Raw genomic sequence first — 16,037 nt, 5'->3', positions numbered from 1 at the left:
GACGCGTTGAACACGGAAAGTGAAGAGGATCTCGAAAACGAGCGCGGACGGTCACCGGGAAGGTGACGTATCAGCCACTGGAACAGGCGGACGCCCTCCGCGACGGGTCTGAGAGAATTGAGCACGTGATCTCGCGAATCGACCTGCGCGGCGACGCCCTCCCCGAGGGTCCCGCCCTGCGCGACCTGCTGCCCCGTGCCGACTTCGACGTCGCGGCCGCCCTGGAGAAGGTGCGGCCCATCTGCGAGGACGTGCATCATCGGGGCGACGCGGCGCTGATCGACTTCGCCGAGCGCTTCGACGGTGTGCGGCTGGAGCAGGTCCGGGTCCCGGCCGACGCGCTGAAGCGCGCGCTGGAGGAGCTCGACCCGGCCGTGCGCGCGGCCCTGGAGGAGTCGATCCGCCGGGCCCGCCTCGTCCACCGCGCGCAGCGCCGCACCACCCACACCACGCAGGTTGTGCCCGGCGGCACGGTCACCGAGAAGTGGGTCCCGGTCGACCGCGTCGGGCTGTACGCGCCGGGCGGCCGGTCCGTCTACCCGTCCTCCGTGATCATGAACGCGGTACCCGCCCAGGAGGCCGGTGTCCCATCGATCGCGCTCGCCTCCCCGGCCCAGGCCGAGTTCGGCGGCCTGCCGCACCCGACCATCCTCGCCGCCTGCGCCCTGCTCGGCGTCGACGAGGTGTACGCGGCCGGCGGCGCCACCGCCGTCGCGATGTTCGCGTACGGCACCGAGTCCTGCCCGCCCGCCAACATGGTCACCGGCCCCGGCAACATCTGGGTCGCCGCCGCCAAGCGCTACTTCACCGGGAAGATCGGCATCGACGCCGAGGCCGGCCCGACCGAGATCGCGATCCTCGCGGACTCCACGGCCGACCCGGTGCACGTCGCCTCCGACCTGATCAGCCAGGCCGAGCACGACCCGCTGGCCGCCGCCGTCCTGGTCACCGACTCGCCGGACCTCGCGGACGCGGTCGAGAAGGAGCTGAAGCCGCAGGTCGAGGCCAGCAAGCACGTGGACGAGCGGATCGCGCCCGCCCTCGCCGGCCGTCAGTCCGCGATCGTCCTGGTCGACGGCGTCGAGGAGGGCCTGCGGGTGGTCGACGCCTACGGCGCCGAGCACCTGGAGATCCAGACCGCCGACGCCGCCGCGGTCGCCGACCGGGTGCGCAACGCGGGCGCGGTCTTCGTCGGCCCCTGGTCCCCGGTCTCCCTCGGCGACTACGCGGCCGGCTCCAACCACGTGCTGCCCACCGGCGGCTGCGCCTGCCACTCCTCCGGCCTGTCCGTGCAGTCCTTCCTGCGCGGCATCCACATCGTCGACTACACCGAGGTCGCGCTGGCCGAGGTCGCGCACACCGTGGTCACGCTGGCGGAGGCGGAGGACCTGCCCGCGCACGGCGCGGCGATCAAGGCCAGGTTCGGCTGGAAGGTGCCCGAGAACAAGTGAGCGACGTGAGCATCGACGACCTCCCCGTACGGGACGAGCTGCGCGGCAAGTCCCCCTACGGCGCGCCCCAGCTGGACGTCCCCGTACGGCTGAACACCAACGAGAACCCGTACCCGCTGCCCGAGCCGCTGGTCGAGCGGATCGCCGAGCGGGTCCGCGAGGCCGCCCGCACCCTCAACCGCTACCCCGACCGGGACGCGGTCGAGCTGCGCACCAGGCTGGCCGAGTACCTCAGCAAGACGACCGGCCACCCGGTCGCCCTGGAGAACGTGTGGGCCGCCAACGGCTCCAACGAGGTCCTCCAGCAGCTGCTGCAGACCTTCGGCGGCCCGGGCCGCACCGCGATCGGCTTCGAACCGTCGTACTCGATGCACGGGCTCATCTCCCGCGGCACCGGCACCGGCTGGATCTCCGGGCCACGCCACGAGGACTTCACCATCGACGTGCCCGCCGCCGAGAAGGCGATCGCGGAGCACCGCCCGGACGTCGTCTTCGTCACCACCCCCAACAACCCCACCGGCAACGCGGTCCCGGCCGGGACGGTCCTCGCCCTGTACGAGGCCGCCCAGGCGGCCAAGCCCTCCATGGTCGTCGTGGACGAGGCGTACATCGAGTTCAGCCACGGCGACTCGCTGCTCCCGCTCCTCGACGGACGCCCCAACCTGGTGATCTCCCGCACCATGTCGAAGGCGTTCGGCGCGGCGGGCCTGCGCCTGGGCTACCTCGCCGCGCACCCGGCCGTCGTCGACGCCGTCCAGCTCGTACGGCTGCCGTACCACCTGTCGGCGATCACCCAGGCGACCGCGCTGGCCGCCCTGGAGCACACCGACACGCTGCTCGGCTACGTCGAGCAGCTGAAGACCGAGCGGGACCGCCTGGTCGCCGAACTGCGGGCCATCGGCTACGAGGTGACCGAGTCCGACGCCAACTTCGTCCAGTTCGGGCGGTTCGCGGACTCCCACGAGACCTGGCGGAAGATCCTCGACCGGGGCGTCCTGGTCCGGGACAACGGCGTACCGGGATGGCTGCGGGTCACCGCCGGCACCCCGGAGGAGAACGACGCGTTCCTCGACGCGGTACGTGAAGTCAAGAAGGAGCAGAGCACATGAGCCGCGTAGGACGCGTGGAACGCACGACCAAGGAGACGTCGGTCCTCGTCGAGATCGACCTCGACGGGACCGGAAAGACGGAGATCTCCACCGGGGTCGGCTTCTACGACCACATGCTCGACCAGCTCGGCCGGCACGGTCTGTTCGATCTGACCGTCAAGACCGAGGGCGACCTGCACATCGACTCCCACCACACCATCGAGGACACCGCCCTCGCGCTCGGCGCCGCCTTCAAGCAGGCGCTCGGCGACAAGGTGGGCATCTACCGCTTCGGCAACTGCACGGTCCCGCTGGACGAGTCCCTCGCCCAGGTCACCGTCGACCTGTCCGGCCGCCCCTACCTCGTGCACACCGAGCCCGAGAACATGGCGCCGATGATCGGCGAGTACGACGTGACGATGACCCGGCACATCCTGGAGTCCTTCGTCGCCCAGGCGCAGATCGCGCTGCACGTGCACGTGCCCTACGGGCGCAACGCCCACCACATCGTGGAGTGCCAGTTCAAGGCCCTCGCCCGGGCCCTGCGCTACGCGTCCGAGCGCGACCCGCGCGCGGCAGGCATCCTGCCCTCCACGAAGGGCGCCCTGTAAATCATGAACGGACTGTCCACCGTCCTGATCGTCGTCGGCCTGTTCTTCGTCGGCGGGATCATCTCCTTCGTCAAGCAGAAGATGCCGGCGAGCCTGATCGTGCTGATGTCCGTGGGCGCCGCGCTGTGCCTCTTCACGGGCCTGCTGCAACTGGAGGTGTGAGCCCTTGAACACCACCAAGAAGGTCGTGGTCTTCGACTACGGCTTCGGCAACGTCCGCTCCGCCGAGCGCGCCCTCGCGCGCACCGGGGCCGACGTCGAGATAACGCGCGACTTCGACAAGGCGATGAACGCCGACGGCCTGCTGGTGCCCGGCGTCGGCGCCTTCGCCGCCTGCATGAAGGGCCTCAAGGAGGCCCGTGGCGACTGGATCGTCGACCGCCGGCTCGCCGGCGGCCGCCCGGTGATGGGCATCTGCGTCGGCATGCAGATCCTCTTCGCCCGCGGCATCGAGCACGGCGTCGAGGCCGAGGGCCTCGACGAGTGGCCGGGCTCGGTCGAACCGCTCCAGGCCGACGTCGTGCCCCACATGGGCTGGAACACCGTGGACGCCCCGGCCGGCTCCGAGCTGTTCGCCGGCCTGGACGCGGACGCGCGCTTCTACTTCGTGCACTCCTACGCCGTCCACGACTGGACGCTCCAGGTGGAGAACCCCGCGATGCGCGCCCCGCTCGTCACCTGGACCACCCACGGCAAGCCCTTCGTGGCCGCCGTGGAGAACGGCGCCCTGTGGGCGACCCAGTTCCACCCCGAGAAGTCCGGCGACGCCGGTGCCCAGCTCCTCACCAACTGGATCGGAACCCTGTAGAGACATGGCCAAGCTCGAACTGCTCCCCGCCGTCGACGTCCGCGACGGCCAGGCCGTGCGCCTCGTGCACGGCGAGTCCGGCACGGAGACCTCGTACGGCTCGCCGCTGGAGGCCGCGCTCGCCTGGCAGAGCTCCGGCGCCGAGTGGCTGCACCTGGTCGACCTGGACGCCGCGTTCGGCACCGGCGACAACCGCGCGCTGATCGCGGAGGTGACCGGGGCGATGGACATCAAGGTGGAGCTGTCCGGCGGCATCCGCGACGACGACACCCTCGCCGCCGCCCTCGCCACCGGCTGCACCCGCGTCAACCTCGGCACCGCCGCCCTGGAGACCCCCGAGTGGGTCGCCAAGGTCATCGCCCAGCACGGCGACAAGATCGCCGTCGGCCTCGACGTGCGCGGCACCACCCTGCGCGGCCGCGGCTGGACCCGCGACGGCGGCGACCTCTACGAGACGCTGGAGCGCCTCGACAAGGAGGGCTGCGCCCGCTACGTCGTCACCGACATCGCCAAGGACGGCACCCTGCAGGGCCCCAACCTGGAGCTGCTGAGGAACGTCTGCGCCGCCACCGACCGCCCGGTGGTCGCCTCCGGCGGGGTGTCCTCGCTGGACGACCTGCGGGCGATCGCCGAGCTGGTGCCGCTCGGTGTCGAGGGCTCCATCGTCGGGAAGGCCCTGTACGCCAAGGCGTTCACCCTGGAAGAGGCCCTGGAGGCCACGTCTTGAACAAGGACACAGCCCGATGACATCCGAAGCCGTACGGCGTGTGCAGAGCGGGAACCCCTGGGAGGAGACCCTCGGCTCCGCGCGCGCCGTGGCGGCCGGCGACCTCGTCATGGTGGCGGGCACCACCGCGTTCCGGGGCGAGGTCCTGTACGGCGAGGGCGACCCGTACGAACAGGCCAAGGTGGCCTTCACCAGCGCGCTGGAGGCGATCGGGGAGTTCGGGCTCGGCATCGGGTCCGTGGTCCGCACCCGTCTCCACCTCGCCCACGCGCGGGACGTCGACGCCGCCTGCCGCGCGCACAAGGAGCTGTTCGACGCGGTCCGCCCGGTCACCACGCTGCTGGTGGTCGAGGGCTTCGTCGACTCGCGCGTACTGGTCTCAGTGGAACTCGAAGCATTCAGAGGAGCCGTGGATTCATGACCCTGGCGGTCCGAGTCATCCCCTGCCTGGACGTGGACGGCGGCCGGGTCGTCAAGGGCGTCAACTTCCAGAACCTGCGCGACGCGGGCGACCCCGTCGAGATGGCCAAGGTGTACGACGCCGAGGGCGCCGACGAGCTGACCTTCCTCGACATCACCGCCTCCTCGGGCAACCGCGAGACCACCTACGACGTGGTCCGCCGTACCGCCGAGCAGGTGTTCATCCCGCTCACCGTGGGCGGCGGCGTGCGCACCGCCGAGGACGTCGACAAGCTGCTGCGCGCCGGTGCCGACAAGGTCGGCGTCAACACGGCCGCCATCGCCCGCCCCGACCTCATCCGTGAGATCGCCGAGCGGTTCGGCCGGCAGGTGCTCGTCCTCTCGGTCGACGCCCGGCGCACCGAGGGCGGGACCTTCGAGGTCACCACGCACGGCGGGCGTCGCGGCACCGGCATCGACGCCGTGGAGTGGGCGCACCGCGCCGCCGAGCTGGGCGCCGGGGAGATCCTGCTCAACTCCATGGACGCCGACGGCACCAAGGACGGCTACGACCTGGAGATGATCGCCGCCGTCCGCAAGCACGTCACCGTGCCCGTCATCGCCTCCGGCGGCGCGGGCCGGCTCGGCGACTTCCCGCCCGCCGTCGCCGCCGGCGCGGACGCGGTCCTGGCCGCCTCGGTGTTCCACTTCGGCGACCTGCGCATCGGCGAGGTCAAGCAGACCCTCAAGGACGCCGGCCACCCGGTGCGCTGAGACTCAGCCCAGCTTCTGGGTGAGCTGGATCAGGTTGCCGACCGTGTCGTCCAGCAGCGCGGTCAGCACCGGGCCCTGCTTCTCGGGGTCCCGCACGAAGTGGACGCCCTCCCCGCGCAGCCGCTCGAACTCCGCGCGGAGGTCGTCCACCGAGAACACGATCGCCGGCAGCCCCGCCTCCCGCACCGAGCGGCGGTAGGGCTCCGCGATCGGCCCGTCACCCGGCTCGAGCAGCAGCTCCAGCTCGGGCTGGGCACCCTCGCGCGCCCCCACGGTGACGAACGGCGAGCCCCCGCCCGGATCCACATGGGTGCGGGTCTCGAAGCCGAGGACCTGCGTGTAGAAGGCGTGCGCCTTCGCCACGTCCTCGACGTACACACTCGTCATGGCGACCTTGATCACGAGCTGTGCCTTCCCGGAGCGGATCAGATGCCGAGCTGCTTCGTGGCGCGCAGCTCGGCGATCGCGTTCTCGTCACCGTCCAGCTCGACCTTGGCCGCGCTCTGCCGGCCGTACGCGAACATCACCAGCTCGGACGGCTGTCCGGTCACCGTCACCACCGGCGTCCCGCGGCGGGCCACCGCCGTCTGGCCGTCCGGGCGGCGCAGCACCAGGCCGGTCGGCACCCCGCGGCCCATCAGCCGGGCCGAGCGCTCCAGCCGCGCCCACAGTGCGTCCTGGAACACCGGATCCAGCTCGCGCGGGGTCCAGTCCGGCTGGGCCCGGCGCACGTCCTCGGCGTGCACGTAGAACTCGATCACGTTCGACATCTCGTCGACCTGCTTGAGCGAGAAGGGCGAGAAGCGCGGCGGGCCGGTGCGGATCAGCCCGATCAGCTCGTCGTACGGCTTCGCCAGGAACTCCGCCGTCACCCGCTCCAGGCGCGACGCCAGCTGCTTCACCAGCAGGCCGCCCGCCGCGTCCGGGCGGCGCTCGCGCACCACCACGTGGGCGGCCAGGTCGCGGGTGGTCCAGCCTTCGCAGAGGGTGGGGGCCTCGGGGCCCGCGGTCTCCAGCAGATCGGCCAGGAGAAGTCGTTCACGCTTGGCATGGGTCGACATGCCAGCCAGCCTACGGCCGCCCGTCACGTCCGGACAGTGGACGACGGCGCGGGGGGACCGGGGGCGCGCGGCACAATGGTTCCCATGACCAGCACGCCCGCCCGTCGCCCGGCCACCGCCCCCCAGGGAGGCGCTTCGCGCCACAGCGCCCCGCCCAGCCGCCTCGACCCGGAGATCGCCGCGCGCCTCAAGCGCACCCCCGACGGCCTCCTGCCCGCGATCGCCCAGCAGTACGACACCGGAGAGGTGCTGATGCTGGGCTGGATGGACGACGAGGCGCTGCACCGCACCCTCACCACCGGCCGCTGCACCTACTGGTCGCGCAGCCGCCAGGAGTACTGGGTCAAGGGCGACACCTCCGGGCACTTCCAGTGGGTGAAGTCGGTCGCCCTGGACTGCGACGCGGACACCGTGCTGGTCAAGGTCGACCAGGTGGGCGCCGCCTGCCACACCGGCGACCGCACCTGTTTCGACGCCGACGTGCTGCTGAAGGACGCCGGTACCGGCGCGCCCGCCGCGGATCAGTAGGGTCTGCCGCCATGGACCTCGAGACGTTCCGCAAGCTCGCCACCGACCGCCGGGTCATCCCGGTCACCCGCAAGCTCCTCGCCGACGGCGACACCCCGGTCGCGCTCTACCGCAAGCTCGCCGCCGAGCGCCCCGGCACCTTCCTGCTGGAGTCCGCCGACGGGGGCACCTCCCAGGCGTTCAGCACTGGGGGAGGCAGGTCCTGGTCCCGCTACTCCTTCGTCGGCGTCCGGTCCGCCGCCACCCTCACCGAGCGCGACGGGCAGGCCCACTGGGAGGGCAACCCGCCGGTCGGCGTGCCCGTCGACGGCGACCCCCTCGCCGCGCTGAGGGCCACCCTCCAGACCCTGCACACCCCGCGCGACCTCGCCCAGGACCTCGGCCTGCCGCCCTTCACCGGCGGTATGGTGGGCTACCTCGGCTACGACATCGTGCGCCGCCTGGAGAGGATCGGCCCCGGCGAGCGGGACGACCTGAAGCTTCCCGAGCTGACCATGCTGCTCACCAGCGACCTCGCGGTGATGGACCACTGGGAGGGCTCGGTCTGGCTGATCGCCAACGCGATCAACCACAACGACCTGGAGACCGGCGTCGACGAGGCCTACGCCGACGCCGTCGCCCGCCTGGACGCCATGGAGGCCGACCTCACCCGCGCGGTGGCGCAGCCCCCGGCCGTCCTGCCCCCGTCCGAGCTGCCCGAGTACACCACCCTGTGGGGCGGCCCCGACTTCCAGGCGGCCGTCGAGGACGTCAAGGAGCGCATCCGCGCGGGCGAGGCCTTCCAGGTCGTGCCCTCCCAGCGCTTCGAGACGCCCTGCACGGCGAGCGCCCTGGACGTCTACCGGGTGCTGCGGGCCACCAACCCCTCGCCGTACATGTACCTGTTCCGGTTCGACGGCTTCGACGTGGCCGGCTCGTCCCCCGAGGCGCTGGTGAAGGTCGAGGACGGGCAGGCCATGGTCCACCCCATCGCCGGCACCCGGCACCGCGGCGCCACCCCCCAGGAGGACCAGGCGCTCGCCGACGAACTGCTCGCCGACCCCAAGGAGCGCGCCGAGCACCTGATGCTCGTCGACCTCGGCCGCAACGACCTCGGACGGGTCTGCGAACCCGGCTCCGTCGAGGTCGTCGACTTCATGTCGATCGAGCGCTACTCGCACGTGATGCACATCGTCTCCACGGTCACCGGCCGGGTCGCCCCGGACCGCACCGCCTTCGACGTGCTCACCGCCTGCTTCCCGGCCGGTACCCTCTCCGGCGCGCCCAAGCCCCGCGCCCTGCAGATCATCGACGAACTCGAACCCTCCCGGCGCGGCCTGTACGGCGGCTGCGTCGGCTACCTCGACTTCGCCGGGGACTCCGACACGGCGATCGCCATCCGCACCGCCCTGCTGCGCGACGGCACCGCGTACGTGCAGGCCGGCGCGGGGATCGTGGCCGACTCCGACCCGGTCGCCGAGGACACCGAGTGCCGCAACAAGGCGGCCGCGGTGCTGCGCGCCGTCCACACCGCGAACCGGCTGGGGTGACGGCCGCCACCCCACCCCGGATGCCGTAACCGCCGGGGTTCAGGCGATAGTGGTTGACGTGACTGCTGTACCTACCCCCCGTTCCGAGCCCGCCGGCCCCGCCCGGGCCGGCCGCACCAGCCTCGCCGTGGCCCTGCTGAGCGGCGCCCTGGGCGCGGCCGTGGCCCTGCTCGCCACCCGGCAGCAGTGGTCGGAAGGCACCGCGACGGTGGCCGGCGGCGCGTTTCCGCTGACCGCCAAGGGCAGCGACGTCACCGGCGTGCCCGCCGCCCTCGCCGTCGTGGGGCTGGCCGCCCTCGTCGCCGTCTTCGCCGTACGCCGGACCGGCCGGCTGGCCGTCGCCGCGGTGCTCGCCCTCTCCGGGGCCGGCACCGTCGCCGCCGCGCTGCTCGGGGCGTCGGACGCCTCGGCGCTCGACGCGAAGGCCGCCGAGGCGTCCGGGGACACGTCGGCGACCGTCGGCGCCCTCTCGCACACCGCCTGGCCGTACGTGGCCGCCGTCGGCGGACTGCTGCTGCTGGTCGCCGGTCTGCTCGCGCTCCGCTACGGACGGCTGTGGCCCGCCATGTCCGGGCGCTACGAGCGCGGCGGCGCCCCCCGCCCGCGCCGGGCGGCCGCACCCGCCGACCCGGACCGCCCCGAGGACCTCTGGAAGGCCCTGGACCGCGGCGAGGACCCCACCGGCTCCTAGGGGCCCGACACGCGACGCCCTCACGGCCGACCCCCGGCGCACGGCGGTCCCGCGTGTGCGGGACAATGGGGACGAGCGTCCCGCTCACCCACGCACACGGCAACGAGGAGCAAGCAATGGCGGGCAGCAGCCACGGTCACACCCCGGCCGCCTGGACCGGTGTCATCATCGCCTTCATCGGTTTCTGCGCCGCGGGCGCCTTCATGGTGATGGACCAGCCCGTGGGCTTCTGGGCCGGACTGGGCGTCGTCCTCCTCGGTGGCGTCGTCGGCGCCGTCATGCGCGCGATGGGCATGGGCCAGCCGAAGAGCCACCACCCGGTGCACGAGACGACCGGCGACCGCGAGCCGGCCCGCGCCCAGGGCTGAGCCCCGCGGAGCAGACCCCGACGGGGGCGGCGACCGGCGTGTGCCGGTGCCGCCCCCGCGGCGCGTCCGGGGGAGAATGCACCCCGTGAACGCCCCCAGCCCGCACGCGCTCCCCGGCCGGGCGGCCCGGCTGGCCGTCCCCGCCGGCCTGCTCGCCGCCGTGGCCGGAGCCTTCGCCTACGTCGCCGCCGTCGACCCCAACGAGCCCGGCCACTACCCGGTCTGCCCGCTGCTGCACCTCACCGGCCTGTACTGCCCCGGCTGCGGCGGACTGCGCAGCGCCCACGCCGTCGCCCACGGCGACCTGCTGACCGCGCTCCAGGCCAACGCCCCCGCCGTCCTCGGCTACGCGGCCTTCGCCCTGCTGTGGACCGTCTGGGTGGTGCGGACGGCGCGCGGCAGGCCCTTCCGGTTCGACCCGCCCTCCGCGCTGGTGTGGTCGGCGGGCGCGTTGCTGCTGGTCTTCACGGTGGTCCGGAACACGCCGTTCGGCGGCTGGCTGCATCCCTGACCGAGCGGTGATCGTCCAGGTACTGGACCGCGTCTCGGCCGGATGCGGGGCATTCGCCCTGCTCCGGATACCATCGCAGGGACCAGCCAAGCCCGACCGTCAGGAAGGGGGCCGCTCGCGTGAGTGTGCTCGACGAGATCATCGACGGAGTCCGTGCCGACCTCGCGGAGCGGCAGGCGCGCGTCAGCCTCGACGAGCTCAAGGAGCGCGCGGCCAAGGCGCCCGCGGCCAAGGACGGCGTGGCCGCCCTGCGCGGCGACGGCGTCAAGGTGATCTGCGAGGTCAAGCGCTCCAGCCCGTCCAAGGGCGCGCTCGCCGCGATCGCCGACCCGGCCGCGCTCGCCGCCGACTACGAGGCGGGCGGCGCCGCCGTCATCTCCGTCCTCACCGAACAGCGCCGTTTCGGCGGCTCGCTGGCCGACCTGGAGGCCGTCCGCGCCAAGGTCGACATCCCGGTGCTGCGCAAGGACTTCATCGTCACCTCGTACCAGCTCTGGGAGGCCCGCGCCCACGGCGCCGACCTGGCGCTGCTGATCGTGGCCGCCCTGGAGCAGTCCGCCCTGGAGTCGCTGATCGAGCGCGCCGAGTCCATCGGGCTCACCCCGCTCGTCGAGGTCCACGACGAGGACGAGGTCGAGCGGGCGGTCGACGCCGGCGCCAAAATCGTCGGCGTCAACGCGCGCAACCTGAAGACCCTCGAGGTCGACCGCGGGACCTTCGAGCGGGTCGCCCCCGAGATCCCCGCCCACCTCGTCCGGGTGGCCGAGTCCGGCGTCCGCGGCCCGCACGACCTCATCGCCTACGCCAACGCCGGTGCCGACGCCGTCCTGGTGGGCGAGTCCCTGGTCACCGGCAAGGACCCGAGGACGGCCGTGGCCGATCTGGTGGCGGCGGGCGAACACCCCGCCCTGCGCCACGGCCGCTGAGATCTCGCTAGGCTGACCCCCCGATGACGCTCTCCCGCCTCGCACGTGGCTGCCGGCCCCGCGGCTGCCGTGCCCCCGCCCGCCGGGTGCACGGCCGCAGGGTCCGCTACGTCATCGGCGACGAGCCGGGCCAGGTGAACGGCAGACGATGGCAGCGCGCCCCCTGAGGGGCGCGGGGCTCCGACGACATGCGGCTCCGCCGTGTGGGCGCGACAAGCCACCTAAGGCGTGCGGCCGACCGACAGTCTCCGCCCCGAAAGGGGCGCGGGGAACTGCGCGACCGGCCACGTACGACCGGCGGCCGACCGGACAGCTCCCGCCCCCGAAAGGGGCGCGGGGAACTGCGCGACCGGCCACGTACGACCCGCGGTCGACGAAAACCCCCGCCCCCACGGCGCTCAGTGTTCTCCATCGCACTCACCGTGAGGTACACCCATGCCCAGCACCTTCTTCATCCCCGACCCGGAGGGTCAAACCCCCTCCGCGGAGGGCTACTTCGGCGCCTTCGGCGGCAAGTTCATCCCCGAGGCCCTCGTCGCCGCCGTCGACGAGGTCGCCGTCGAGTACGACAAGGCCAAGGCCGACCCGGAGTTCGCCCGGGAGCTCGACGAGCTCCTGGCCCACTACACCGGCCGCCCCAGCGCCCTCACCGAGGTCCCCCGCTTCGCCGAACACGCCGGAGGCGCCCGCCTCTTCCTCAAGCGCGAGGACCTGAACCACACCGGCTCGCACAAGATCAACAACGTGCTCGGCCAGGCCCTGCTCACCAAGCGCATGGGCAAGACCCGGGTCATCGCCGAGACCGGCGCCGGGCAGCACGGCGTGGCCACCGCCACCGCCTGCGCCCTGTTCGGCCTCGAGTGCACGATCTACATGGGCGAGATCGACACCCGGCGCCAGGCCCTCAACGTGGCCCGGATGCGGATGCTCGGCGCCGAGGTCATCGCCGTGAAGTCCGGCAGCCGCACCCTGAAGGACGCCATCAACGAGGCGTTCCGCGACTGGGTCGCCAACGTCGACCGCACCCACTACCTGTTCGGCACCGTCGCCGGCCCGCACCCCTTCCCGGCGATGGTCCGCGACTTCCACCGCGTCATCGGCGTGGAGGCCCGCCGCCAGCTCCTGGAGCAGGCCGGCCGGCTGCCCGACGCCGCGATCGCCTGCGTCGGCGGCGGCTCCAACGCCATCGGCCTGTTCCACGCCTTCATCCCCGACGAGAACGTGCGCCTGATCGGCTGCGAGCCCGCCGGACACGGCATCGAGACCGGCGAGCACGCGGCCACCCTCACCGCCGGCGAGCCCGGCATCCTGCACGGCTCCCGCTCCTACGTCCTGCAGGACGACGAGGGCCAGATCACCGAGCCGTACTCGATCTCCGCCGGCCTGGACTACCCGGGCATCGGACCCGAGCACGCCTACCTCAAGGAGAGCGGCCGCGGCGAGTACCGCGCCGTCACCGACGACGCCGCCATGCAGGCCCTGCGCCTGCTGTCGCGCACCGAAGGCATCATCCCGGCCATCGAGTCCGCGCACGCCCTGGCCGGCGCCCTGGAGGTCGGCAAGGAGCTGGGCAAGGACGGGCTCGTCGTCGTCAACCTCTCGGGGCGCGGCGACAAGGACATGGACACCGCGGCCCGTTACTTCGGGCTGTACGACACGGACGCCGAGGTCAGCGAGGACGCCGCCGGCACCGCCGAGATCGAGGGGGACGCCAAGTGAGCGGGAACGTGCGGCTGCTGAGCGACACCCTCGCCGCGGCCAAGACCGAGGGCCGTGCCGCCCTCATCGCCTACCTCCCGGCCGGGTTCCCGACCGTGGACGGCGGCATCGAGGCGGTCAAGGCGGCGATCGAGGGCGGCGCCGACGTCGTCGAGGTGGGGCTGCCGCACAGCGACCCCGTCCTGGACGGCCCGGTCATCCAGACCGCCGACGACATCGCCCTGCGCGGCGGGGTGAGGATCGCGGACGTGATGCGCACGGTGCGCGAGGCCCACGCGGCCACGGGCGCGCCGATCCTCGTCATGACGTACTGGAACCCCATCGACCGCTACGGCGTGGAGCGGTTCACCGCCGAGCTGGCGGAGGCCGGGGGCGCCGGGTGCATCCTGCCCGACCTCCCGGTGCAGGAGTCGGCGCTGTGGCGGGAGCACGCCGAGAAGCACGGGCTGGCCACCGTCTTCGTGGTGGCGCCCAGCAGCAAGGACGAGCGGCTCGCCGAGATCACCGCGGCCGGCAGCGGTTTCGTCTACGCCGCCTCCCTCATGGGCGTCACCGGCACCCGCGCGTCGGTCAGCTCCCAGGCCGAGGACCTGGTGCGGCGCACCCGCGCCACCACCGACACCCCCGTCTGCGTCGGGCTCGGCGTGTCCAACCCGGCGCAGGCCGCCGAGGTCGCCCGGTTCGCCGACGGGGTGATCGTCGGCTCCGCCTTCGTCAAGCGGATGCTGGACGCGCCCGACGACGCGGCGGGCGTCGAGGCGGTCCGGGCCCTCGCCGGCGATCTGGCCAGGGGAGTGCGCGGGCAGGTGTGACCCGCCGGCCGTGCGAGGCGGGCCGTGGGGTCCCTCGTACGGGTGGACCTGGGACCGGGGAGGCGCTGGGCGCCTCCCCGGTTCGTTCTGCGGGGTGTGAGCGACAAGAACCGTGAGGGAAAGCGCACCGCCCGGGAGCGGATGGCGGCAGAGCGCGAGAAGCAGAAGACGGCGGACAAGCGGCGCCGCACCCTGATCGTGGGCGCGAGCGTGGTCTGTGTCCTGGGGCTCGCGGCGGTGATCGGCGTCGTCGCGGCGAACTCGGGCGGGGACGACGAGAGCAAGGCGTCCGGCCCCGTCGTGGCGCCCTCGGGCGCGCAGGGCAAGGACGGCCTGGCCATCCTCGTCGGCAAGGAGGACGCCAAGGCCACCCTCACGGTGTGGGAGGACTTCCGCTGCCCCGCCTGCAAGGCCTTCGAGCAGACCTACCGCTCCACGCTGAACGAGCTGACCGAGGCCGGCAAGCTGAAGGTCGAGTACCACCTGGTCACGCTGATCGACGGCGGCCTCGGCGGCAGCGGTTCGCTGAGCGCGGCCAACGCCGCGGCGTGCTCCCAGGACGCGGGGAAGTTCACCCAGTACCACGACGTGCTGTTCGAGAACCAGCCGATGGAGAGCGACGACGCCTTCTCCAGCGACACCAAGCTGTTCGACCTGGCGAGCAAGGTCGACGGACTCGACACCCCCGCCTTCCGCACCTGCGTCGAGGACGGCACCCACGACAGCTGGGTGGTCAAGTCCAACGAGGCCTTCCAGAAGGGCGGCTTCAGCGGCACCCCGACCGTGCTGTTCGACGGCAAGAACATCTACCAGGACCGCTCCATGACGCCCGAGAAGCTGAAGGAGATGGTCGAGGAGGCCAACAAGTCCTGAGGGGCGTGTTCCCGAGGGGCCTGTTATGGAGCCGTAGCCGGACTGCCTGCCGTGCGGGCCGTCCGGCACGGTAGCGTCGACCCTGCCATGGAACTTGCCTACATTCCCAGCCCGTCGAGCGGGGTGCTGTACCTCGGCCCCGTTCCGCTGCGCGGCTACGCGTTCTGCATCATCATCGGCGTCTTCGTTGCCGTCTGGCTCGGCAACAAGCGCTGGATCGCCCGGGGCGGGCGGGCCGGCACGGTGGCGGACATCGCTGTCTGGGCCGTGCCGTTCGGCCTGATCGGCGGCCGGCTCTACCACGTGGTCACGGACTACCAGCTGTACTTCAGCGAGGGCCGTGACTGGGTGGACGCCTTCAAGATCTGGGAGGGCGGCCTCGGCATCTGGGGCGCCATCGCCCTGGGCGCGCTCGGCGCGTGGATCGGTTGCCGTCGCCGCGGCATCCCGCTGCCCGCGTACGCCGACGCCATCGCCCCCGGCATCGCCCTCGCGCAGGCCATCGGCCGCTGGGGCAACTGGTTCAACCAGGAGCTGTACGGGCGGGCCACCGACGTGCCGTGGGCGGTGGAGATCACCTCCTCCTCCGACGGCCGGGTGCCGGGCACGTACCACCCGACGTTCCTGTACGAGTCGCTGTGGTGCGTCGGCGTGGCGCTGCTGGTGATCTGGGCCGACCGGCGCTTCAAGCTCGGCCACGGACGCGCTTTCGCGCTGTACGTCGCCGCGTACTGCGCGGGCCGCTTCTGGATCGAGTACATGCGGGTCGACGAGGCGCACCACGTCCTCGGGCTGCGGCTGAACAACTGGACCGCGCTCCTGGTCTTCCTGCTCGCGGTGCTGTACATCGTGCTGTCCGCGCGGAAGCGGCCGGGGCGGGAGGCCGTGGTCGAGCCCGGCGCGACCGACGGCGACGGACCGGCCGACGGGACGAACAAGGCCGACGACGTGAAGGCCGACGACGTGAAGGCCGACGACGTGAAGGCCGACGACGTGAAGGCCGGCGACGAGAAGGCCGGGAAGACGGCCGACGACGCCGAGGAGGGCGAGATCTCGGCGAAGGAGCAGGCGGACGCGTCCGCCGCGGACTCCGACGCCTCCGCGGACTCCGAGGAGTCCAAGGACGGGGCCGGGTCGGCCAAGAAGGGCTGACCGCCCGCA

At 72.6% G+C, this 16,037-nt stretch carries 21 protein-coding genes; 19 read left to right on the top strand and 2 right to left on the bottom strand.

The genetic code is table 11. The features are described 5' to 3' along the window. Positions 1-125: 125 nt before the first annotated feature. From hisD to hisF, 8 genes are read left to right on the top strand one after another with little or no spacing between them, the layout of a single operon-like run. On the top strand, positions 126-1,451 hold the full coding sequence (hisD, locus tag B100_RS0100570; protein ID WP_024882527.1) for a histidinol dehydrogenase: 1,326 nt from the start codon (positions 126-128) through the stop codon (positions 1,449-1,451). After that, positions 1,448-2,560 (top strand): histidinol-phosphate transaminase, encoded by a 1,113-nt coding sequence (locus B100_RS0100565; RefSeq protein ID WP_024882526.1) that lies wholly within the window; start codon positions 1,448-1,450, stop codon positions 2,558-2,560. The genes hisD and B100_RS0100565 overlap by 4 nt, the downstream gene beginning before the upstream one ends. Continuing rightward, positions 2,557-3,150, top strand: a complete 594-nt coding sequence (hisB, locus tag B100_RS0100560; protein ID WP_024882525.1) for an imidazoleglycerol-phosphate dehydratase HisB — start codon at positions 2,557-2,559, stop codon at positions 3,148-3,150. The genes B100_RS0100565 and hisB overlap by 4 nt, the downstream gene beginning before the upstream one ends. A gap of 3 nt (positions 3,151-3,153) precedes the next feature. Next, positions 3,154-3,312, top strand: a complete 159-nt coding sequence (locus B100_RS37140) for a hypothetical protein (protein WP_024882524.1) — start codon at positions 3,154-3,156, stop codon at positions 3,310-3,312. Positions 3,313-3,316: 4 nt separating this feature from the next. Next, entirely contained in the window at positions 3,317-3,958 is a 642-nt protein-coding gene (hisH, locus tag B100_RS0100550) for an imidazole glycerol phosphate synthase subunit HisH (protein ID WP_024882523.1), read from the top strand. 4 nt (positions 3,959-3,962) lie between these two features. Beyond that, the gene (gene priA / locus B100_RS0100545; RefSeq protein ID WP_024882522.1) at positions 3,963-4,685 is read left to right on the top strand and encodes a bifunctional 1-(5-phosphoribosyl)-5-((5-phosphoribosylamino)methylideneamino)imidazole-4-carboxamide isomerase/phosphoribosylanthranilate isomerase PriA; all 723 of its coding nucleotides are present in this window, start codon (positions 3,963-3,965) and stop codon (positions 4,683-4,685) included. Positions 4,686-4,701: 16 nt separating this feature from the next. Next, the gene (locus tag B100_RS0100540; protein WP_024882521.1) at positions 4,702-5,106 is read left to right on the top strand and encodes a Rid family hydrolase; all 405 of its coding nucleotides are present in this window, start codon (positions 4,702-4,704) and stop codon (positions 5,104-5,106) included. Further along, the gene (gene hisF, locus B100_RS0100535; RefSeq protein WP_024882520.1) at positions 5,103-5,858 is read left to right on the top strand and encodes an imidazole glycerol phosphate synthase subunit HisF; all 756 of its coding nucleotides are present in this window, start codon (positions 5,103-5,105) and stop codon (positions 5,856-5,858) included. Before B100_RS0100540 ends, hisF begins: the two co-directional genes overlap by 4 nt. 3 nt (positions 5,859-5,861) lie before the next feature. On the opposite strand, the gene B100_RS0100530 is transcribed toward hisF, so the two are convergent. Together B100_RS0100530 and B100_RS0100525 are read right to left on the bottom strand one after the other, a co-directional pair. After that, positions 5,862-6,260, bottom strand: coding sequence for a VOC family protein (locus tag B100_RS0100530; RefSeq protein ID WP_024882519.1), 399 nt, complete (start codon positions 6,258-6,260; stop codon positions 5,862-5,864). Between the two features lie 23 nt (positions 6,261-6,283). After that, positions 6,284-6,919: a TIGR03085 family metal-binding protein gene (locus B100_RS0100525; RefSeq protein WP_024882518.1), complete on the bottom strand. Its 636-nt coding sequence runs from the start codon at positions 6,917-6,919 to the stop codon at positions 6,284-6,286. A gap of 84 nt (positions 6,920-7,003) precedes the next feature. Here B100_RS0100525 and hisI point away from each other — a divergent pair, with 84 nt between their 5' ends. The 11 genes from hisI to lgt all read left to right on the top strand — a co-directional run bounded on the left by hisI (position 7,004) and on the right by lgt (position 16,028). Further along, positions 7,004-7,447, top strand: a complete 444-nt coding sequence (hisI, locus tag B100_RS0100520) for a phosphoribosyl-AMP cyclohydrolase (protein WP_024882517.1) — start codon at positions 7,004-7,006, stop codon at positions 7,445-7,447. Positions 7,448-7,458: 11 nt separating this feature from the next. Further along, the gene (locus B100_RS33555; protein WP_037722354.1) at positions 7,459-8,976 is read left to right on the top strand and encodes an anthranilate synthase component I; all 1,518 of its coding nucleotides are present in this window, start codon (positions 7,459-7,461) and stop codon (positions 8,974-8,976) included. Positions 8,977-9,034: 58 nt separating this feature from the next. Beyond that, a complete protein-coding gene (locus B100_RS0100510; RefSeq protein ID WP_037722379.1) occupies positions 9,035-9,667 on the top strand; it encodes a TIGR02234 family membrane protein in 633 nt (210 codons plus the stop codon). A gap of 116 nt (positions 9,668-9,783) precedes the next feature. Continuing rightward, entirely contained in the window at positions 9,784-10,035 is a 252-nt protein-coding gene (locus tag B100_RS0100505; RefSeq protein ID WP_024882515.1) for an HGxxPAAW family protein, read from the top strand. A gap of 76 nt (positions 10,036-10,111) precedes the next feature. Further along, positions 10,112-10,546 (top strand): DUF2752 domain-containing protein, encoded by a 435-nt coding sequence (locus tag B100_RS0100500; protein WP_024882514.1) that lies wholly within the window; start codon positions 10,112-10,114, stop codon positions 10,544-10,546. A 119-nt stretch (positions 10,547-10,665) separates the two neighbouring features. After that, complete coding sequence (gene trpC / locus B100_RS0100495; protein ID WP_024882513.1) at positions 10,666-11,472, top strand: indole-3-glycerol phosphate synthase TrpC; 807 nt, start codon at positions 10,666-10,668, stop codon at positions 11,470-11,472. Positions 11,473-11,495: 23 nt separating this feature from the next. Beyond that, complete coding sequence (gene trpM, locus B100_RS37135; RefSeq protein WP_106429072.1) at positions 11,496-11,639, top strand: tryptophan biosynthesis modulator TrpM; 144 nt, start codon at positions 11,496-11,498, stop codon at positions 11,637-11,639. A gap of 268 nt (positions 11,640-11,907) precedes the next feature. Further along, positions 11,908-13,191 carry a tryptophan synthase subunit beta gene (trpB, locus tag B100_RS0100490; protein WP_024882512.1) on the top strand — a complete coding sequence of 428 codons (1,284 nt, stop codon included), beginning with the start codon at positions 11,908-11,910 and terminating at the stop codon, positions 13,189-13,191. After that, positions 13,188-14,003, top strand: coding sequence for a tryptophan synthase subunit alpha (trpA, locus tag B100_RS0100485; RefSeq protein WP_024882511.1), 816 nt, complete (start codon positions 13,188-13,190; stop codon positions 14,001-14,003). The genes trpB and trpA overlap by 4 nt, the downstream gene beginning before the upstream one ends. A gap of 96 nt (positions 14,004-14,099) precedes the next feature. After that, positions 14,100-14,876: a thioredoxin domain-containing protein gene (locus tag B100_RS0100480; protein ID WP_024882510.1), complete on the top strand. Its 777-nt coding sequence runs from the start codon at positions 14,100-14,102 to the stop codon at positions 14,874-14,876. A gap of 87 nt (positions 14,877-14,963) precedes the next feature. Continuing rightward, positions 14,964-16,028, top strand: coding sequence for a prolipoprotein diacylglyceryl transferase (gene lgt, locus B100_RS0100475; RefSeq protein ID WP_024882509.1), 1,065 nt, complete (start codon positions 14,964-14,966; stop codon positions 16,026-16,028). Positions 16,029-16,037: the final 9 nt, after the last annotated feature.

It is taken from the genome of Streptomyces sp. CNH189 (assembly GCF_000527195.1).
The sequence above is the reverse complement of the archived record's forward strand: the minus strand, read 5'-3'. Positions and strand labels throughout refer to the sequence as shown.